The organism is Paenibacillus sp. A14 (assembly GCF_036864815.1).
In the GTDB taxonomy this organism is placed as follows: domain Bacteria; phylum Bacillota; class Bacilli; order Paenibacillales; family Paenibacillaceae; genus Fontibacillus; species Fontibacillus sanfengchensis.
On sequence record NZ_JBAGJD010000002.1, the window covers coordinates 478,231 to 498,369 of the forward strand.

Annotated in this window: 19 protein-coding genes; 4 read left to right on the plus strand and 15 right to left on the minus strand. The window is 55.2% G+C overall.

The window, feature by feature from the left end:
* The first annotated feature begins 13 nt into the window (after positions 1-13).
* Positions 14-1,882 (plus strand): sialate O-acetylesterase, encoded by a 1,869-nt coding sequence (locus tag V4U88_RS06530; protein WP_334072453.1) that lies wholly within the window; start codon positions 14-16, stop codon positions 1,880-1,882.
* Positions 1,883-1,994: 112 nt separating this feature from the next.
* Here V4U88_RS06530 and V4U88_RS06535 read toward each other — a convergent pair whose 3' ends face one another.
* Positions 1,995-2,705, minus strand: a complete 711-nt coding sequence (locus V4U88_RS06535; protein WP_334072454.1) for a Crp/Fnr family transcriptional regulator — start codon at positions 2,703-2,705, stop codon at positions 1,995-1,997.
* Between the two features lie 100 nt (positions 2,706-2,805).
* Here V4U88_RS06535 and V4U88_RS06540 point away from each other — a divergent pair, with 100 nt between their 5' ends.
* Positions 2,806-3,144 carry a DoxX family protein gene (locus V4U88_RS06540; RefSeq protein ID WP_334072455.1) on the plus strand — a complete coding sequence of 113 codons (339 nt, stop codon included), beginning with the start codon at positions 2,806-2,808 and terminating at the stop codon, positions 3,142-3,144.
* A gap of 80 nt (positions 3,145-3,224) precedes the next feature.
* On the opposite strand, the gene V4U88_RS06545 is transcribed toward V4U88_RS06540, so the two are convergent.
* Positions 3,225-3,719, minus strand: coding sequence for a pyridoxamine 5'-phosphate oxidase family protein (locus V4U88_RS06545; protein ID WP_334072456.1), 495 nt, complete (start codon positions 3,717-3,719; stop codon positions 3,225-3,227).
* A gap of 230 nt (positions 3,720-3,949) precedes the next feature.
* Here V4U88_RS06545 and V4U88_RS06550 point away from each other — a divergent pair, with 230 nt between their 5' ends.
* Positions 3,950-4,810 carry an MSCRAMM family protein gene (locus V4U88_RS06550; RefSeq protein ID WP_334072457.1) on the plus strand — a complete coding sequence of 287 codons (861 nt, stop codon included), beginning with the start codon at positions 3,950-3,952 and terminating at the stop codon, positions 4,808-4,810.
* 485 nt (positions 4,811-5,295) lie between these two features.
* Here V4U88_RS06550 and V4U88_RS06555 read toward each other — a convergent pair whose 3' ends face one another.
* The 13 genes from V4U88_RS06555 to fba all read right to left on the minus strand — a co-directional run bounded on the left by V4U88_RS06555 (position 5,296) and on the right by fba (position 18,753).
* Entirely contained in the window at positions 5,296-6,261 is a 966-nt protein-coding gene (locus V4U88_RS06555) for an iron-hydroxamate ABC transporter substrate-binding protein (protein ID WP_334072458.1), read from the minus strand.
* Between the two features lie 230 nt (positions 6,262-6,491).
* Positions 6,492-7,523, minus strand: coding sequence for an NADH:flavin oxidoreductase/NADH oxidase (locus V4U88_RS06560; RefSeq protein WP_334072459.1), 1,032 nt, complete (start codon positions 7,521-7,523; stop codon positions 6,492-6,494).
* Positions 7,524-7,685: 162 nt separating this feature from the next.
* Complete coding sequence (locus V4U88_RS06565) at positions 7,686-8,120, minus strand: MarR family winged helix-turn-helix transcriptional regulator (protein ID WP_334072460.1); 435 nt, start codon at positions 8,118-8,120, stop codon at positions 7,686-7,688.
* A gap of 698 nt (positions 8,121-8,818) precedes the next feature.
* Positions 8,819-8,974, minus strand: coding sequence for a hypothetical protein (locus tag V4U88_RS06570; RefSeq protein ID WP_334072461.1), 156 nt, complete (start codon positions 8,972-8,974; stop codon positions 8,819-8,821).
* Between the two features lie 34 nt (positions 8,975-9,008).
* The gene (locus tag V4U88_RS06575) at positions 9,009-10,547 is read right to left on the minus strand and encodes a right-handed parallel beta-helix repeat-containing protein (protein WP_334072462.1); all 1,539 of its coding nucleotides are present in this window, start codon (positions 10,545-10,547) and stop codon (positions 9,009-9,011) included.
* A 45-nt stretch (positions 10,548-10,592) separates the two neighbouring features.
* Positions 10,593-11,549 carry a carbohydrate kinase family protein gene (locus tag V4U88_RS06580; protein ID WP_334072463.1) on the minus strand — a complete coding sequence of 319 codons (957 nt, stop codon included), beginning with the start codon at positions 11,547-11,549 and terminating at the stop codon, positions 10,593-10,595.
* Entirely contained in the window at positions 11,546-12,847 is a 1,302-nt protein-coding gene (gene melA, locus V4U88_RS06585) for an alpha-galactosidase (protein ID WP_334072464.1), read from the minus strand. Before melA ends, V4U88_RS06580 begins: the two co-directional genes overlap by 4 nt.
* Positions 12,848-12,865: 18 nt before the next feature.
* Positions 12,866-13,690: a carbohydrate ABC transporter permease gene (locus V4U88_RS06590; protein WP_334072465.1), complete on the minus strand. Its 825-nt coding sequence runs from the start codon at positions 13,688-13,690 to the stop codon at positions 12,866-12,868.
* Positions 13,691-13,707: 17 nt separating this feature from the next.
* Positions 13,708-14,637, minus strand: coding sequence for a carbohydrate ABC transporter permease (locus V4U88_RS06595; protein WP_334072466.1), 930 nt, complete (start codon positions 14,635-14,637; stop codon positions 13,708-13,710).
* A 19-nt stretch (positions 14,638-14,656) separates the two neighbouring features.
* Complete coding sequence (locus V4U88_RS06600; RefSeq protein WP_334072467.1) at positions 14,657-15,949, minus strand: ABC transporter substrate-binding protein; 1,293 nt, start codon at positions 15,947-15,949, stop codon at positions 14,657-14,659.
* Between the two features lie 70 nt (positions 15,950-16,019).
* Positions 16,020-16,820 (minus strand): DeoR/GlpR family DNA-binding transcription regulator, encoded by an 801-nt coding sequence (locus tag V4U88_RS06605; protein WP_334072468.1) that lies wholly within the window; start codon positions 16,818-16,820, stop codon positions 16,020-16,022.
* Between the two features lie 137 nt (positions 16,821-16,957).
* Positions 16,958-17,890, minus strand: coding sequence for a 1-phosphofructokinase family hexose kinase (locus tag V4U88_RS06610; RefSeq protein ID WP_334072469.1), 933 nt, complete (start codon positions 17,888-17,890; stop codon positions 16,958-16,960).
* Positions 17,887-18,753 carry a class II fructose-1,6-bisphosphate aldolase gene (fba, locus tag V4U88_RS06615; RefSeq protein ID WP_334072470.1) on the minus strand — a complete coding sequence of 289 codons (867 nt, stop codon included), beginning with the start codon at positions 18,751-18,753 and terminating at the stop codon, positions 17,887-17,889. Before fba ends, V4U88_RS06610 begins: the two co-directional genes overlap by 4 nt.
* 323 nt (positions 18,754-19,076) lie before the next feature.
* Between fba and V4U88_RS06620 the strand changes: the two genes are divergently transcribed.
* Positions 19,077-20,120 (plus strand): SIS domain-containing protein, encoded by a 1,044-nt coding sequence (locus tag V4U88_RS06620; RefSeq protein WP_334072471.1) that lies wholly within the window; start codon positions 19,077-19,079, stop codon positions 20,118-20,120.
* Positions 20,121-20,139: the final 19 nt, after the last annotated feature.

Genomic DNA, 20,139 nt, shown 5'->3' on the forward strand with positions numbered 1-20,139 from the left:
AAGGCGGATACCCATGATTCGATCGAGTATTCTTAGCGACGGGATGGTTCTTCAGCGGGGCGACAAAGTGAACATCTGGGGAAAAACGGACCGGGCGCAAACCGTGAAGCTTTCTTTTCTCGGCAAAACCTACAGCGCGCAAACCGACTCCGATGGGGGGTGGAGCGTCGTTCTGGAGGATTTGGCGGCGGGCGGCCCCTTTGAAATGGTCATTACCGCGGGCGAAGAACAGCGCGTCCTCCGCGATATTTTAATCGGTGAGGTTTGGGTGCTTGGCGGCCAGTCCAATATGGAGCTGCCGGTACGGAGAACGCTGGACCTGCTGGCGGACGAGACTGCGGACGTCCATCTCCCCTGGATTCGACAGTTCGCCGTTCCGCAAACGTACGATTTTCATGGCCCGCGGGACCCTTTGACGGAGGGGCATTGGGTTTCCGCCGTCTCCGAGGACGTGTTGGACTTTAGTGCAGCCGGGTTCTTTTTCGCCAAAGCCTTATATGAAAAATATAACGTCCCCGTCGGCCTCATTCTCACGGCGGTGGGCGGTACCCCGGTCGAGGCCTGGATCAGCGAGCCGACGCTGAGGCGGCTGGGCGGCTATGACGTCCTTTTGGATCAGAATAAAGACGATCAATTTGTAACCGCTGTCAAGGAAAAAGATGAACAACGCAGCGCCCGGTGGTTTGAACGCCTGAACGCGTCCGATGCGGGACTCCGTGAGGACTGGTACCGCAAAGACCGGGCTGCGGGAGAATGGGGGACATTGACGCTGCCCGGTTCCTGGGCGGAGCTCGGCCTCGAATCCATGCGGGGCGCAGTATGGTTCAGGAAAGAATTCGATCTCCCCGCATCCCTCGCCCTGGAGACGGAGGAAGCTTTTTTGAAGCTCGGCACCATCGTGGATGCCGATGAGACGTTTATCAACGGGATGCGGATCGGGAGTACCGGATATAAATATCCACCGCGCCGGTATCCGGTTCCCGCCGGGCTGTTGAAGCCGGGTAAAAACACGCTCGCCGTGCGCGTCATCAGCACGCAGAACACCGGGCAATTCATCCGGAATATGCCCTATGAGCTGAGGGTCGGCGGGTACAAGCTGGACCTGACGGGCGCGTGGGAATACCGGGTCGGTGCGGTTGCCGAAGACCTGGAGTCCCAGACCTTTTTTCAATATATGCCCGCGGGGGGTTATAACGGGATGATTCATCCGCTGCGGAATTACCGGATTCGAGGAGTCGCTTGGTACCAAGGGGAATCGAACACGGAGCGCCCGGCGGGGTACCGCAGGCTGTTCCGGACTTTGGTTGAGGATTGGCGGCGGCTGTGGGGATTCGGCGAGTTTCCCTTCATCTACACGCAGCTGGCCAATTTCGGAACCGACGATGGGGATGCCCCGGCCAACTGGCCCGTGCTTCGGGAGGAGCAAAGAAAATCTTTGGAGATTCCGGTTACGGCGATGGCGGTAACGATCGATATCGGAGAATACAACGACCTGCACCCTCAGGATAAAAAGACGCTGGGGCAACGGCTCGCCCTATGCGCCGCCAAAATCGCCTATGGCGACGAACGGATCGTGCATAGCGGTCCGCTTTATGCGGGCATGGACCGCGCCGGAGATACTCTCCGGCTGCATTTCGACCACGCCGGCGGCGGCCTCGCCATACGCGGCCGGGACACGGAACTGCGGGGATTCAGCCTGTGCGGAACGGATGACGTTTTTGTCCCCGCACAGGCGAAGATCTCCGGCAGCACTGTTGTGGTGAGGCACGAGAGTGTCTCGGTACCGGTTCATGCCCGCTACGCCTGGTCCAATAACCCGGCGGACGCCAATCTGGTGAACCGAGAAGGGCTCCCGGCCTCGCCGTTCACCACGGAAGAGTAAGACGCGGATATCCGTGCATGCCGGCGTCACGGAGTGTAATGGCTACTCACTCCCTGTGACGCCATTTTGCTTTTTTTCGTTCCATGTGGAACAATTTTCGACATTCTCCGCGCTAATCCGCCAAAAAGGCCCTGACCCGGTCCGCCCGAATCCACAGCGGTTTGCGCTGCCCCGCCCTTTTTACGATGCCTTCGGCGGCAAGGCGGTTCATCGCTTCGGTCACCGTCTCGCGCGTGCTTCCCATCATGCTGGCCAGCTCCTGATGTGTCAGCTCCACCTCCAGCCGGACCCATTCCGGCCGATCCGCCTCCGCCTCCTCCCCGGCCAAAGGAGCGGCGAATTTGTCCGCAAGCTTATTCAGAAGAAATAACAGCCGCTTTCTGACGCTGCTGTAAGCCATGTGCTCCAGAAGCTCCTCGACTTCCGCCAAGCGGGCGGACATGATTTCTATGAACTTGATGGCCAAATCCGGTTTCTCCCGGAGGAGCGCTTTAAATTGCCCATAACTCATCGTGCATATGACGGAATCCTCCAGTGTGACCGCATAAACCTGCCTACTGGAGACAGGCGCTCCGATTTCCCCGAAAAGATGTCCCGCCGTCAGCACATCGAGCGTAAGCTCCTTTCCCTCCAAAGTCATCGAATACAGCCGAACCGCCCCGGACTTCACGAAGTATAGCCGGGGTTCTTCCGGGTTCGGGGCAGCGACAAGGCTCCCTTTTTCGACAGGTTCGATTCGGGTATCCCGCTCCACCTGGTTATAGTCCTGCGGCTCCAGGATTTGAAATAAGTTAACTCTTGATAAGTACTTGAGCTTGTTCAATGCGGACCCTCTCTTTTTTTAGCGAGTGTAGGCTGGCTTACATTTCTCCATCTTATTTCAGACTATAATCACTTTCAAGAACGCTAGGGGGTGTACGTCTTTGAACTACTTATTGATCGGCCAATGGACTCTGGTCGTGATGTTCGTCCTGTCGGCGGGAATGAAATTTGCCCGTACAAAAAACATGGTCCAGCATTGGACCGAGTACCGCTATCCCATGGGTCTGATGTTCCTGATCGCTTCGCTGGAGCTATTGGGCGCGGCAGGCATTTTTGCGTCGCTCTGGCTTTCGGAGTTGTTGAAGGTGTCCGCGCTCCTCCTGGGAGGAATGATGCTCGGGGCGATTCATGCCCATCTTGTTCGAGCCAGGCACAAGCCCTACATGGCCCTTAACGCGCTATTCATGCTCATGATCGCCGCTGCCCTGTTCATCTCGTAAATGTTGCCGGACTAACCCGCAGAAAAACCACTTCCTAAAGAAAGAAGTGGTTTTCCCCGTAATTTATTGTCGCAATGGGTCTATTCGCCATTCAAATCAACCGTCTTGTTCAGCTCGGTCTTGGACTCGGTTCCCGTCAGTTTGGAAAACAGGCGCTTCACCATTTTGATTTTGCTGCCGGTTTCCCAATACTCGGCGGTTTCCGCTTTGATCTTGATCAGGACGAGGTTCGGATCGTCGCTCGTCGTATCCAGTAATTCGCCGTAAGCGGCGTTCCAGAACTCCTTGATCTTCCCGCGGTCCTCGACCAATTCGGCCTCCCCCCGGATCGACACATAGGATTGCCCTACGTAAGCCACATTTACCATAGGATTCTGAAGCAATTCACGGTATTTATTGGTGTCCTTCATGGTCAAAAACCAAAGATCGCCGTCAAATTCGACCTCCTGGGTCTTCATCGGGCGGGAGACCAGACCTTCCCCCGTCAGGGTAGTTAACATCGCCGTATCGATTCCTTTGATTAAGTCTCTTACCGTTTCAATCGCTTCCTGATGGGCTGTCTGCGAATTCGACATGTCTGTTCACTCCATTTGCTTAGTTTGGGCGGGCCATGTTCTTCGTTTATATTAAACAACAGGAGGCCGGATTAACCCTAATTGAAGCCAGGAAAAATTGCGGGCGTCGGATCTCCGTACGTCATTTCATTTTATATAAAAAGTACATAAACCGGTATGGCCGTCCATTACTACTTCGACGCGGCCGCATACACTGATTGTGATTGCATCTATACAAGGAGGTCGTCGACATGCCCATTACCGATAGATATATTTTGCAGCCCAGTCCGCCGTTCACGCTGGATGGAAATGATGAGGAGAGCGTAAACCTGGCGCTTCAGGCTGCCCCCAACGCATCCGTAGGTGTGATTCAGGGATCGGTTCGACTCGCCAACGGCACCCCCGTCCCTGCGGCTACCGTCCAATTGTTTACCTCGCAAGGTGTGCCTGTCCAGCATGTGAACACCAACCCTCAGGGGCTCTTTGTCATTCCGAATATTCCGGTCGGCGCTTATTTAATTACTGCCGCAGAAACGGGATTCCTTACGCCTCCGCGGATTCCGCTCAGCGTTTCCCAAAGTCAGCCCACTCAGGTGACAATTACGCTGCAACCGGATCCGGCAGCCACCACCGGGGCCGTGTTTGGCATTGTGAGAAATTCCACGAACAACCAGCCCGTGAATAATGCCACCATCAACCTGTTCAGGGTCGATGGAGCCACAAACACCCTGATCGGAACGGTATCTTCCAATTCAACCGGGCAATATTTGTTCGCCAACCTGCCGAGCGCCACCTATTTCGTTCAAGCTACCATTCTGGGGTTTCTGCCCAATCAGAGTGCCCCTGTCATAATTACAGGCAATCAATTCGCCCCCTTGGACATCAACCTGACCGTCGATCCGGATGCCAATACGGGAACCTTATCCGGGATTATCACCGATCAAGCGACCGGTGCCGCCGTTCCCGGGGCGCTGGTGGCCCTGTACGCGCTGAATGGCGATGTGGAGACGGTCGTCCAGATCACGCAAACCAATGCCGCTGGGCTGTATCTGTTCGGCGATATACAGCCGGGAACTTACCGGGTCAAGGCTACGGCTCAGATTGAAGTATGACGAAGGAACAATATGTACTCACGGACAGCTCCGTTTTTGTTCTCCGCCCCAAAGAGAGCCTTTGGGTGCCGCTGGAACTCCATAGACGGAAGAAGAGCAAAGAACCCAGCCCCCATAGAGAGCCTTCCCGGTACAAGCGCAACACCTCCAAACGTTGCCGGCCCCTCTGCCGCTCTCCCTTGCACATAGGGTTCTGCCTCGTCATCAAAAGCAAGAGGCGAATTTACAAGCAGCGGATCCGGCTAAGGATTTTAGACCGAAGCGGTTGTCGGAGCAAAGTTACATGGAGTAACACAAGAAAGCTGCACACCCTGCGCGGGGCAGTCCGGCCTGCTCCTATCGACGCCAGGCTTTCCGTTACCGTAAGAAGGCGAAAAAGAAAGACTCGCAAGCGATTCTTCGTAAGCTTTTAGGAAGCAAGGCTCCCACGAGATAGTTAAAGCCTGCTCCATTTCTCAAACGGTAGCAGGCTTTAAGTTTCTTATTTAAGATTCACCCAGGAATCCCTTTTTGAAAATACCCAGCAGGTAGTCCAGAGTAATCGGATCGCTGTACGTCGAGGCGTTCATATCGATTTCAATGACTTGCTTGTTCTTCACGGCCGGAATGTTCTTCCACATCTCCGTCTTCATAAACGAATTGTCGTCCGCGGCTCTGCGGCTCAAGACGACAAAATCGCCGGCATACTCGGGAATCACCTCTTGAGACAGCGTGTAGTAGCCCGGTCCCAAGGCATCCTTTTCCACCTTCTCCGGCATGCTCAGACCCATAGCCTGGTACAGAATCTCGGTCCCGCGCGCCCAATTATTGCCGAACACGTAGAAGTTCTTCGCGTCCGTTTCAAATACCGTCACCGAGACATCTTCGCCATGCTTGGCTTTGATTTCCCGTCCGGCTTCTTCGGCCCGCTTCTTGAAATCATCGATCCAGGTCTGCGCCTCCTGCTCCTTGTTCAGCAGCTTCCCGATCTCAAGCTGTTGTTCCAAATAGTCCAGCTTCCCCCAGGTATAAGCCACCGTTGGCGCGATTTTCTCCAGCTGGTCCAGATTCTTCATATGCGTACCCGTGATAATCAAGTCCGGGTTCAATGCCATAATCTGCTCCAGATCATCGTCCGAAACCACATCCACTCCCGCAAGCTTCTCCGTAAAAAGCGGGTTCTTCATCGTCCATTCGTCCACGCCGACCAGCGTCCCCCCAAGCGACAGCACGTTCGGCGCATTTGTCAATGCCACGATCCGGGTCGGGTTCGCGGGAACCTCCACAGGGCCTTTTTCCGAGGAATAGGTGACCGTTCCGGTTGCGGACGGCTCCGCCGCTTCAGCCTTAGGCGCCGAAGCACTTGCCTTCTCCGGCGACTTGCCTTGCCCGGAATTGGCCGAATTGCCGCCGCAAGCGCTAAGAACCAGCAACAGGATGAGTGAGGTTAAGGTGAACAGCTTGTTTTTCATTTTTGTCTCCTTCTGTGTTGATTCATATTTATAGATGTCCATTATCCTCAAATGATAATGATTATCGATCTCATCTGTACCTACTATATTTTCTCCCCCGCCGGTTGTCAATCCTATTTTTTTGGCAGGCCTACGTTAAGGATCTGGCTGATAACGGACCACCAAATCTCTAAAATCAAAAAAACGAAGCCTTAACATTCGCTAAGGCTTCGCTTCCGCTTCGTGCTTGCTTATACTCTTGGGAATCCGCTCAAATACTGCTTCGGCACTTGCGTTTCTTTGCCGAGCTTCACCGCCGCTTCCAGCGTCCAATAAGGGTTCCGCAGCATGGCCCTTCCAACGGCCACCAGATCCGCGTCACCGTTGCCGATGACGGCATTGGCCAAGGCAGGCTCATCCAACCGGCCGACCGCGATTACCGGAACATCCAGAGTATGCTTGATATCTCTTGCCAAAGGAACCTGATAGGCGGCATGCGTTCCCGGTCTGCCCCAAGCTGCAATCGGCCCCTCTCCGCCGGCGCTGATGTGGAACATATCCACGCCAGCTTCACGATAGACTTTGGAGAACTCAAGGCTCTCCTTAATGCCGTATCCTCCCTCCACATACTCCTGAGCGGAAATACGCATGATCAGCGGCATACCGGCAGGCATTTCGCTTTTGGCGGCTTCAATGACCTCCCGGCCGAATCGGGTCAAATCCTGACCATACTCATCCGTTCTTTGATTCGTGAGCGGGGAATGAAACTGATGAATCAAGTAACCGTGTGCGCCGTGAAGCTCGATCGTATCGAAGCCGGCCTGAACGGCCCGGCGTACGGCCAGGCGGAATTTTTCCACCATGTCCTTCACTTCTTCGGTGGTCAAGGCTCTTGGCGTCTTGGACTTCTCGTCAAAAGGAATCGCCGAAGGCGCCACGGGAACCGGGGCATCTTCCGCCTTCCGCCCGGCGTGGGCGATTTGGATGCCCACCTTCGCGCCGTGCTGATGGGAAGCTTCCACGATACGCGCCAAGGGCGGGATCTGGTCGTCCGACCACAAACCCAAATCATAGTCGGAAATGCGGCCATCCGGCTCCACGTCCGTCATTTCAATGATAACCAATCCGGTTCCGCCCACGGCTCTGCTCACATAATGCGTGTAATGCCAGTCGTTCGCGATCCCGTCTTTTTTCGTAACGGAATATTGGCACATCGGCGGCAAGACAACGCGGTTTTTTAACTCCAACGATTTAAGCTTGTAGGCACTGAACAGATGATCCATAGTGAATACCACTCCTTCTTGATCTACATCCAGAATATCCATGAAACGAACTTATGATGCAAGTCAATAAATTGCATGCGCATGCATATAAATTAGCACGCTACAAACCATTCCGTCAAGCCCGCCCCTGGCCGCAAAACTTCCGTCGGCCCGGGGTTGGCTCTATTTTTTCGAGAGAAAGCAAAGGACCATCCTTTGAAATTCTTCGCCCGCGAAGGCTTCCGCGAGGGTCGCCTTAAAAGTGGGCATGGCCTTCTCCAGCTTTTCGGCACCGATCGGCGTTAAACAGGTGTACACGGCTCGGCGATCATCTTCACAGACATTTCTTCTCAGCGCTCCGCACCCCTTGGCTTCAAACCGGCTGACCAGCCTGGAGATGGCGCTCTGGCTTAAACCTACGAGGTCTTCCAATTGCTGCAGTTTCAATTTTTGCTCCGCGGCTTCGGACAAAAACATCAGCAGGTAGAACTCTTTGAGGGACAACTGATGGTTCTCCTGCAAGGCCGCTTCCAACCGATTGGCGATACTCGCCTGAACCTGCGTTAAGGACAGCCAGTTATCGATCAAACGATCCCGATTCACGGGGTCTTTTTCCATAGTTAAGTTCACCTGTCTTCATGTTAGCGTTTCTTCTCCGGGGTGGGACGCTCTTATTTTATCATTTTTTGCCCGGTTGTGGCCAAACCGCATTTTGTTCACTTTGTCCTTGTTTATATAAAAGCAGCGTTGCATTTCTGGTGCCCGTAATTTCCCAGTCACCCGCCGAGCTTAGCGGCCTTTTGGGGCGCTATTTCGGCCCGACTCGGCTCCGGGGGAATCATAGCGGTCTAAAAGCCCTTATTGGACTAGTGCGGACCCCGAAATATAGTTTGGCCCGATTTTTCCCAAAAATAAGACCTAAAAAGTCCGCTATTTCATACCGATGATCCGGTTTCGACAAAATAGCGCCGTTTAAGGCACTTATTCACTTACCCTACTTTCAAAGAGGATCTGGCCGCCCGTGATTCAATGGCTTAATGCAGCGCTAGTGACAGAAACAGTCATTTTTCGCGAAATAGCGGCTGTGCCGTCAATGACGTTGCAACAAACCTTCCTTGATGCTGCCCATTTGGGGATCCGCCGCTTCGGCAAGCAACATGTCGAACTTAGATCGTCGTCTCCCCTTCTAAACCATGCTAACGGTCGCCACAGCCATTATTTGCCCTGTTTGCGCTGACTCCAAATTCTAACGGCCGCCACGGCCCCTATTTCATATAAGTATGGCTGTTTTGGTCGAAATGATGGTAAATAACGGTCTACACGACCGTTAAAATCCCAATATGTGATTCAATCGCAACATAACGGCTCTCACGGCCGTTAGACTTCCTAACTGCAGAGCCTTGTTTAGAGGCCTGTACTTTTTTGCGAAGTTCTTTAAAAGCGATTAAGGCATCAAGCTCCGTTGTAATCATCTGTCAGGGTTAATGCAACGCAATGGACTTTTCTTCACTCGTCCGCGCCGATATTCACGGCGTTCCCTTTCACTCGGGGCTCCCCGTCCATATCCTGCGCTCCGATGATGGCGTTATCCGTCGACCCGGCATCGATCGCCGGCGACGAAGACTTTAGATGGAAGTCGCCACCCGCGGCATTCACGAATTCGGGATCGGCAAACAAAGAATGCGCATCGTTGCCGGTTCCCGATTTGTACGCGGAGAATCCCGTATACTCTTTATTTTTCCAGGTCCAGGTGGCATCGGAGCCGCCGCCCGGAGCAAAATATAAATTATAATCCACAACGTTGCCGGAGTTTTTGGTGAATGCATTGTAGATCAATACATCCGTGGAGTTGGCCACGAAAATATTGTTCTTGATCACGTTGTTTCGCGTATCGTACTGCACGAGAAGCTGGCCGTTATAGCCGTTCAGAGTATCGTTTTTGTATACCGTATTGTTGACGATCTTGCAGTTCACAGTCGAGCCGCGCTCATCATCGTAACCGCCCATGGCGATGCCGGTCAGCCGGTTGTTATAGATCACGTTGCTGCGGACCGTAATATTGCTGGTGGCTTTGCCGGCATGCTCGGAGGCAATTTCAACGCCGATGTCGTTGTTGTAGCTGTAGTTCCGCTCGATGATGCTGTCCTTGCCGCCATCCACATAAATGCCGCCGGCAGAGTTGTCGTCTTTCCCGTAAGACGGGTTATTTTTAACGGAATTATTGTACACCCGATTGCCCTTCACCAACCCGTTCCGCGCCTGATCGTAAGCGGTCTTCGGGGCGGTTCCCTCAAAGCCGATCAGATCGATCCCGATGTTGTCATTATCATGAACAAGGTTATCGGTCACCGCAAAGCCGTCCACATTTCCGTTTAAAACGAGAGCTTCGCTGGAGCCCAGTACTAGATTGTACAGCTCATTGCCGCTGATGGTAAGGTCGTGAAGCGAAGCCGGAGCTTTCGTGCCATAAACGGCGATACCGTGGGCGTCCCGGCCGAGCCGATCCCCGCCGGTCGGCTTGGCCGTGTTTTTGATGTCGTGGATTTTGTTGTCGGACAGATTAATGAAGCCACCCGAACCGTGGACATAGATGCCTACAGGGACTGCGTTCTTGGAAGCCGTTGTAAACCCGCGGATTTCAAATCCCTGAACGGTAACATAATCGACATCGGACAGTTCGATCAGCCCCTCGGTTCCGCTGACCGAAAGCCCGCTCCCGTCAATGATGGCGCTCTCCGCGCCGTAGCTTGCGAACACAATGGGGCCCTGCGCAGCGGAGCCGGAACGGGTTATTTTCAGCTTCTCTTTGTACACGCCGCCCCGGACATAGACCGTGCTGCCCGGAGGAACGGTGTCGGCCGCATGCTGCAGCGTCTTCCACGGCGCGCCGCTCGTCCCCGCGTTGGAGTCACTGCCGCTCGTCGCTACATAGTATTCGGCACCCGCCGCCGAAGCGGCCGGAGGTTGTACATTTCCGGCAGCCAGACCGAATCCCAAAACCATCGTTAAACAACCTGCCAGTAACATTTTTCCGAGTTTCTTCACGACTTTTCAACTCCCATCTCATTTGGTATTCGTCAAACTAACGTATCATCGATTTGCGTCTTCTTGCAAGCGATGCACGGCTTCCACCGTCGGCAGACTCCCGGTGCCGCCAGTGCCAAGGGTCGACAAGGCTCCGCACGCGCTGGCGAATCGCAGCAGTTCATCGCCGCGGCGGCCAAGCAGGTAGCCGTAAATGATCCCAGCGTTGAAGCAGTCGCCCGCTCCCGTCGTATCCACCGGAGTCACCGCGTAAGGACCGGCCGCGATCACACTTCCATCATGCTGGCGCAGCGAAGCCCCTCTGGAGCCTTGCTTGACCGCCACCATCCCCCCGACGGGAGGAAGCAGGGTCTCAAGAACACTGGCGACCCCATCGGCCGGGAAAATATGCAGCAGTTCATCCTCACTGGGAATGAACAGATCCGTTTCCGCCAGCAGCGCGCAGATGCCGTCGCGATCCCACCGGTTGGCCACATCCCAGCCCGTATCGAAGGACGTGCTGATCCCGTCCGCGCGCAGCCATCCAAAAAGCTCCCGCCAATGCGATCTCATGCCATCCTGCAAATAATAGGAGCCGAAATGCAGATGGTGGGCCTGCCGCAGCAGCGCCTCCGGGATATACTCCGGGGTCAGCAGCGGGATGCTGCCGGCATAGGTTAACAATCCGCGGTCGGCGGGTGTGGAGAAGGACAGCGTTACACCTGTCTTAACGTCCGGCAGCCGGGTAACATGCTCCGTGCCCACGCCCATACGCCGCAGTTCGCCCGTGCAAAAGGCGCCGAAATCGTCATCCCCCACCACGCTGACGAACCTCACATCCGCGCCCAGGCTGGCCAAAGCACAGGCCGTGATGGCCGAAGAGGAACCGAGCACGACCTCGAAGCCATCGACCATCTTCTCCCGGTTCCACTCCGGCATCACATCGCCTCCGGACACGATGATGTCCACATTCAGCTCGCCGGCGACGACTACAACGGGCCTTGCCTCCATGGACCGCATCATTTCAATACCGGAACGAAGTCCCGTTCCGCCTCATACAGTTCTTCGAACATGCGGCCGATTTCCTCCAGGGAGCAAACGGCGGCAGACAACGGGTCCACCATCAGGGCATGGCGGGCCATCTCCTTGTCGCGATTCAGCACCGCTTCCACAGCCAGGTCAAAGAAAGCCATATTTGAGCGGCACAATGCGGCCAAATGCTCCGGCAGTCTCCCGAAACGGGCAGGCTGCACGCCTCTCCGGTCAACCAGGCAAGCTACCTCGACCACGCCGTCCGCCGGTAAATTTTCGATCAGCCCCCGGTTGGGCACGTTGCCGTAGATCACTTTCGGCTCATGCTTCAGCACTGCTTCAATAATGACCGCCGCATACTCCTTACTGGATTGCAGTTCAAGCGGCATCGTCCCCTCGAGCTGCGCAGCGATCTCTTCATCGTTCTCTTTACGCCAAATCGGCCAGTTGTCGGCATAATAACCTGTCGCCCCGTTATAACCGGAGTTGCAGTGCAAATCGATCAGCGACTGACGCTTCCGGTAATATGGAATATACTCCGAGAAGTGCCCGCTGGACTCCGAAACGAAAGCGCCCAGGTATTTCATCGCATCGAAGCGGACAGGGTCCTGGCGCAGCAGCTCGGGGTCCTTGATTTTTTCCAGGAGAACGGGGTACAGGTCCTTCCCGCCATGAGTCAGTTCCACAAACCAGGACATGTGGTTGATGCCGCCGGCTCTCCAGTGCATTTCTTCGTAAGGAATCCCGGCGTATTCCGCCAGTTGGGCGGACGTGTTCTGGATGGAATGGCACAGGCCGACCACCGGGAGATCCGTGATGCGGGAGGTTAGAAGCGTTACGGCGGACATCGGATTCGTATAGTTCAGAATCATGGCGTCCGGACACAGCTCTTCGACGTCCCGGACAATCTCCATCCAACTGGGGAGGGTACGCAGGGTTTTAAACAGGCCGCCCGGCCCCATCGTATCGCCGATGCATTGATTGACCCCGTATTTCAGCGGAATTTCATACTCGTAACGGACCGTCTCCAGCCCGCCGACCTCAATTTGGTTGATCACGAACCGGGAGCCGCCGATCACTTCCCGGCGGTCCGTGGAGGCAATTACCTCCCACCGTTTTCCCGTCAATTCCACAATTTTGAGCACCAGCTTGCGCGCAAGCTCAAGCCGACCCGCATCGATATCGACCAGGGCGATCGTGCCGCCCTCCAACCCCTCGATCAAAAGGATATCCATGGCGATTTCCCGGGTAAACGCACTGCCTGCACCGATAATTGAAATTTTCGTCATAGCTCTTCTCCTCGCCCCTTATTTCATGCCTGTCATCGTCAGGCCTTTAATGAATTGCTTCTGGAAGATCAGGAACACAATAATAACCGGCACGGTAATCAGAACCGCCGCAGACATAACGACGTTGTAATTGACCTGGTGGGTCCCGTTAAAATAAACCAATGCGAGCGGAACGGTCATCTTGCTCTCATCATTCAACACAATCAGCGGCCAAAGGTAGTTGTTCCAGGAGTTCATGAATGTGAATATTCCCAAGGCTGACAGCATCGGTAGGATGAGCGGCGAAACGATCCGGAGCATCAGCCTGAACTCGCCGGCGCCGTCCATTCTGGCCGCCTCCAGCAATTCCTGCGGGATCTCCTCGATAAATTGCTTGGCCAGGAACACGCCGTAGGAACTGACCAGATTCGGCAAAACGATCGCCATCAGATGGTTGACGAGTCCAAGCTCGGCCGTAATGAGATAAGTCGGAATCATCAGGACCTGGAACGGAATCATCATGGTCGCCAGGATCAGAATGAACAGCAGTTTTTTTCCCTTAAATTGATGTTTGGCAAAAATATAGCCGGCCAGGGAGCTGGTTAACAAGGTGATGACCGTGATGATGACGGAGGTCACCAAGCTGTTCAACAACCACGTGACAAACGGCGCATCGCGGAAGACCGTCCGGTATCCCTCCAGGCTGGGCTGCCGGGGAAACAGCCCGCCGGTGCCCGAAACGATTTCCATATTGCTCTTTAGCGATGACAACACCATCCAGGCGTAAGGAAGCAGCATGATACAGGCGGCCACCGCCAGAAAGAATATAAGAACCCCATCCCACGAACTGCGTTTATGCGGCATAAGCTCTTTTCCCCCTCTCAATGTTCCCACTGCGTACGTCCCCATCTCAGCTGCAGCAAAGTCACAAGCAGAATGATCACGAGAAACACGGTTGCCATCGCCGAAGCGTATCCCATATTCGAAGTGGAGAACGCCTGGTCATAAATATGCAGGGCCAGCACCCGCGTCTCGTTGAAAGGCTCCCCCTTGGTCATGATCTGAAATTGGGCGAAGGTCTGGAAGTAGGAGACTACCGTGGTCACGGAGACGAACAGCAGCGTTCGGCGCAGCAGCGGCAGCGTGATCCGCCGAAAAATATGCCACCGGCCCGCGCCCTCCAGGATCGCCGCTTCATAATACATCTCGGGAATGGAATCCAGCCCGGCTATGAAAAGAACGATGTTATAGCCGATGTCAGCCCACAGGGTCATCAGAATAACGGAATAAAGCGCATAATGCGGATCGCTGAGCCACTGGACCGGGGCCATATGCAGCTTGGTCAGCAGCATGTTGAACAAGCCGCTGTTGTAATTGAACATCGTATTCCATACGATGGCGGTACCCGCCAGCGGCGCGATCGTCGGGAGAAAAAACACGGTGCGGAACAAATTTTTGAGCCACGGAATTCTGACGCGCTGAATGGCCGAAGCGATCAACAGCGTAATGACGATATTGACCAGCACGGCGATGGTTACGAATTTGAACGTGACCCATAACGATTTCAAGAAGACGGTATCCTGGACCATGCGGAGATAGTTCTCCACTCCCACGAACAGCGCGCTTGTACTGAGCGGGCTGTATTTAAACAGGGACAAACCCAGGCTCCAGGCAATGGGCAGGAAAGCAAACACCCCGAACAGAAGCAGGATCGGCACCAATGAAATGAGGATGAACCTCCGCTTGGCCCTGTACCCCGCCGCCTTTCCAGCCAGTCTGGCCTTTTCCGCCTTGTCGGTTGGTACTGCCATACTCATGCGAACACCCCAATCACTTATGTTGGTCCTGATTACCGTTGATGGCCTTCTCTATGTTCGCCAATCCATCCTCCACGCTTAGCTGTCCGCCAACCATCAACTGAAAGTTGTCGTTGACCTGCTTGAAGAAGAAATCCCGGTCCGCCACCGGACCGATCCATTGGCCGAGCGGCAATACTTCCAGCGAGGTTTTCATGTACGGATTGTTTTTCAGGAATTCCGGATCTTCGGCGATTTCTTTTTTGGCCGGGACGGTAAAAGTGTCCGTATTCCATGCCGAAAGATTCTCCTTCTCCGAAATGAAGCGGATGAACTCGAGCGCGGCCTCCTGCTGCTTGCTTTGCTTCGCGATTACAAGGCCCCAACCGGATTCGGCGGCAAAGGCGGGCGGATTCTCCGTGAAGGACGGTACAGGGACGTATTCAAAATCGGTGACCTTATAATTGTTCAGTCCGGCGGCAATCGTCCAAGGACCGCGGTAGGTCATGGCCGAGTTCCCGCGGAAAAAATGATCGGAGGTGTCGAGCTCTCCGCCGAACGAGGCCAAATCCGCGACTTTGTCGTCGGCCACGAGCGAGACCAAAGCGGACATCGCCTTCCGCGCCTCCGGTGTCCCGAAATGGACATGTCCGTCCTCTCCCCAGAAGCTTGCACCCTGCTGCAGGATAAGCGACAGGAAAGTAAACGTGATATTGTCCGTCGATACAAAATCGAAGCCCTTGACTTTAATGACATCGCCTTCGCGGACGGTCAGTTTTTTGGCGTAGTCCACAAGCTCCGTCCAGGTGGACGGCGGCTGATCGAAGCCTTGCTCCTTCAGCATTTCCGGGTGAATCAGCATGCCGCCGTTTTCAATGTTGTATTCCAGCGGCAGCCCGTACAGCTTGTTATCCCGCAGATACCCGCCAAGAGGCGCGTCATAATATGCCTGTTTCACATTTTCGCTATCGGGGATTTCAGCAAGCAGACTGTTCTTGGAATATTCGGGAACCCAAGTGCCGAACAATTCGGCGATATCGGGCGGTTTTTTCGCGGAGAATGACGCTTTTAGCTTCTGATTGTACACGTCATACGGAAAGGTCTGATACTCGATCGTTACATCGGGGTGTGAGGCCTGATATTTCGAGATTATTTTCTTGTATGCGTTTACAATTCCGTCCTCTTGATGGCTCCAAAAGACCAGGTTGACCTTGCCTTTCGGGTCCGCGGATGTACCCCCGCCGGAAGCGGCGGGGCTTGCACAGCCCACCATAGCGAATACAACGCAAACAACCGCCATAATCAGCATAAATTTGGAAAACCGCATTCGCATATCCTCCCTTATCCTGCAAATTAGCCAGCCTATGAAGGGGAGGTTGCTTGAGGTTAAAGCGCCATCAAATAGAAGCGGCGTGGTCTATAGGTGTATGTACGGCAATCTGCTGCTCCCGGCACGCTTGCTCAAACCATCCCTCCGGTTGCTTATTCGTAATTACCCCCGTCACCTGATTGAGAGGAGTAATGGTAAACAAAGCGCTCTTCTCCAGCTTGCTTTGATCGAATACAGCATACACTTCGCTGGAACGTTCCATCATCAATTGGGCAATACGGGATTCAAGCTCGGAATGCATCGTAAAGCCATGATTCAGCGATACGCCATCCACCCCGAGAAACATCTTGGTGATGTTGATTTTATCGATCACATTCTCCGCCAGCGGACCGCTTAGCTCGTAGCTTTTGGCCCGCATCACGCCGCCGATCACGACCACCTGGATATCTTCGGCGTCGGCCAGTTCAAAAGCAATATTCACCGCGTTGGTGACAATCGTAATATTCCGGTATTTCTTCAGCGCTTTCGCAATAAAGAACGTCGTGGTTCCCCCGGTCAGGCAGATGATGTCCCCTTCCTCCACCAGGGCGGCCGCGGCCTCGGCAATCCGCTCCTTATCCTGCCGCTTGAAATCGCGTTTGGCCGCAAAAGGAAGCTCCGACGCCGATGACATCAGCGCCCCTTCATAGATCGCTCCTCCCGTGGTGCGAATGATGCCACCCGCCTTTTCCAGCATATCCAGATCGCGCCTTGCGGTCGCTTCCGAGCAGCCGACGGCCTCAATAATCTCCTGCAGCGATATTTTTCCGTGCGTTTTGATCAGTTCCAGCGTTTTCGCTCTGCGCAGCTCACCCTTTGAATATTGCATAAGACTCTCCTTTGAAATATCTGGGACTAGCCCGTGTTAGCTCTATTGTGGAGGATGGAAGGATAGATTGCAATACGCCGAAATGAACCCGCATCCTGTTAAAAAAACCGCGCGACGACCGCTTTGGCCGGGCCCCTTCACAACGCTATAATTTGTACCTGCGGCTCGTATTCCCGGAAAAGACGGTAATCGATGTTTCCCGCTTTATCGGACATCGCGTTTGCCGCGGCCGCCGCGGCGGCGGTACGCAGTCTGGCTGCGGGCGAATCGCCGCGTTCTTCCGCATAAGCCATGCCGGCAACGAAGGCGTCGCCGCAGCCCACGGTATTCACGGGCTGAATGGCCGGCGGCAGCACCAGATACCCCGCTCCATCCAGGATCGCCACGGCTCCTCGGCTGCCCAGCGTGACGCACACCTCGGCAATTCCCTGGTCGGCCAGCATCCGCGCGGCCCGGGTCCATTCGCTCAGCTCCCCCGGTTCGCGCCCCAGCCATCCGGCCAATTCCCGCTCGTTCGGTTTCACAAAATGAGGCGGTGCACCGATTCCGGCGCTGAAGGCCGCTCCGCCGGTATCCAGAAATGCCCGCGCGCCAGCGGACCGAACGATGCCGATCAGTTCCGCGTACAAGCTGTCCGGCGCTCCCGCGGGCAAGCTGCCGGACAGCACGACCACGCTGGACTGCGAGGCCAGACCGTGCAGCGTTTCCTTGATGGCGGCGATTTGGGGTTCCGTGACGGCCCGTCCTTGCCCAAGCAGTTCGGTGGAGCTTCCGCTCGACTCATCCAGGATGTTGAGGCAGACCCGCGACTCTCCTCCCGGGGCGTGGACAAATTCCGTCCGGATGCCCCGTTCGGCCAGGCTGCGTTCAATGAACGCACCATTGGTGCCGGCGATGATGCCGGTGGCCGTGACCTGGCCGCCGAGCTGCCGGATCACCTTGGCGACATTGTTGCCTTTGCCGCCCGGCTCGTCTATTTGCCGGGACACCCGCTGCACCCGGCCCACACTGAACCGGTCGACGTAACAGGTCCGGTCGATGGCCGCATGGAGCGTGACCGTGGTGATCATCGGGCCACGCCGGCTTTGCCGGCGCATCCGCAGAGCCGCATTTTCTCCATCGCCAGCCGTTTGACTGCTTCCTTCGCCGGAACCATGTATTTGCGCGGATCGTTTTCTTCGGGATGGTCCGTAAATACGCCCTTGATCGCGTCGGAGAACGCGATGCGCAGCTCGGTGGCGATGTTCACCTTGGACATCCCCAGCATGACCGCCTGATGGATCTGCTCGGCCGGAATACCTGACCCGCCGTGCAGGACGAGAGGAACGGCCACACGATTCGCGATGCGAGCAATCCGCTCGAAATCGATGTTCGGCCGGCCCTTGTAAATGCCGTGAGCGGTTCCGATCGCGGGCGCAAGTGTGGATACTCCGGTAAGTTCAATAAACCGAACGCATTCTTCGGGGTCGGCCAACGACGCTTGCCGCTCATCGACGACAATGTCGTCCTCAACCCCGCCGACCTTGCCTAACTCGGCCTCCACGTTTACGCCTGAAGCCCGGGCGATCTCCATCACTTTGCGGGTTTGGTTCACATTTTCCTCAAAAGGATGCATGGAAGCATCGATCATCACCGAGGTGTAGCCTGCACGTATACACTGGATGATCGTCGGAAAATCGGTGCAGTGGTCCAAGTGCAGCGCAATGGGAAGACCGGACCGGTCCGCCGCGGTCTTGGCCGCACGGGCGATATAATCCGGCCCCAAATGTTTGACGGTGCCCACCGTGGATTGAATAATCAGCGGTGACTCCGTTTCAACCGCCGCTTCCACCACCGCTTGAAGCATCTCCAGGGTGTGCACATTAAAAGCGGCGATAGCGTATTTCTCCCTTCGCGCATCTTTCAGCATTTCAGTAGATGAGATTAGTGGCATACTTATCCCCCTTACGAATTATTCGCTGCAGTACCGGGGATGCAAAATTTTATAGGATAGCTGACCGCAGCAGTTTGAACGATCGTGGCTCCTCCTTCCGCAGGGATTGGAATCGGATGAAACAGATTTAAAAATGTTATGTTTGTGATTATAATAATCGGTAATTATGATTAAATCAATCATTTTATTGAAAAATATCGTAGGTATCTAGGTTAAATGCGTCAAAATTACTGATTTTTTCAATCTTATTATTGATTTTTTGATCTAAACAATTATAGAATTGACGTAAAGTGTCATTATTCCATTTTCAGGAGGTCCCCTTTATGAGTCTGACTTATAGTGAAGTTAAAGACCAGTACAAAGCCTTGCGGCAGACCTACGATTATATGCTGGCCAAACGCGATGAGATTACCGCCTTTGTCCGCGGCCGGCCGATCAGATCCCTTACTTTTGTCGGCTCCGGCTCGAGCTATTGCTTAAGCGAATCAGCCGCTTTCTCCTTCCGGTTGCGGGCAGGCTTGCCCGCCATTTCCTTGGCCGCCGGCGATCTGATGCTTCATTCCTCCCGCTACCGTTCCATGCTGGAGGGCACCTTGGCGATCGCACCCTCCCGCTCCGGCAGCACCAGCGAGGTGGTCGAAGCGCTGCGCCTGGTCCGGGCCGGGGAGTCGGTTCCCGTATTGACGATCTCCTGCGTAGCGGGTTCTCCGCTGTCCGCACAGGCCGATTTCGCCCTGGAACTCCCCTGGGCCTTCGACCATAGTGTCTGCCAGACGCGCACGGTGACCAACCTGTACGCCGCCAACCTCCTGATTGCGGCTTTTCTCGGCAACGATGAAGCCCTGATTGCCGATATGCAAAAGGCCATTCATCAAGGCGAGGCCTACATGGCGCGCGTAGAGGACAACATCCGCCGGACCGCCGGCTTCGCCTGGACGAACGCCGTGGTGCTTGCGGACGGGGAATTGCAGGGTCTGGCGGCTGAAGGCGCGCTCGCCTTGACTGAAATCGCCAAGACGCAAGCGCACTCCCACCATCTCCTCGATGTGCGCCACGGCCCGATGGTCACGGTGGGCCCGGACACGCTTGTGATCGCGGCCTTATCAAGCAGCGGCAGCGATCATCAGCGCAACCTGATGCGCGACATCAAAGACCGGGGAGCCACCGTGATCGCCTTTGCCGATTCGACGGCAGCCGTGCCGCAAGACATCGTTGACCTCGCGGTTGTGGCGGACAGTCCGCTGGACCCCGCGGTGCAAGGCATTCCGTTCATTTTCATTGCGCAAATCGCCGCTTTGACCAGTGCCGAGCGCCATGGCATCAACCCCGACCAGCCGGATGGGCTGGTTGCTTGGGTGAAGCTGTAAAAGAAAACAGGGCTCCCTT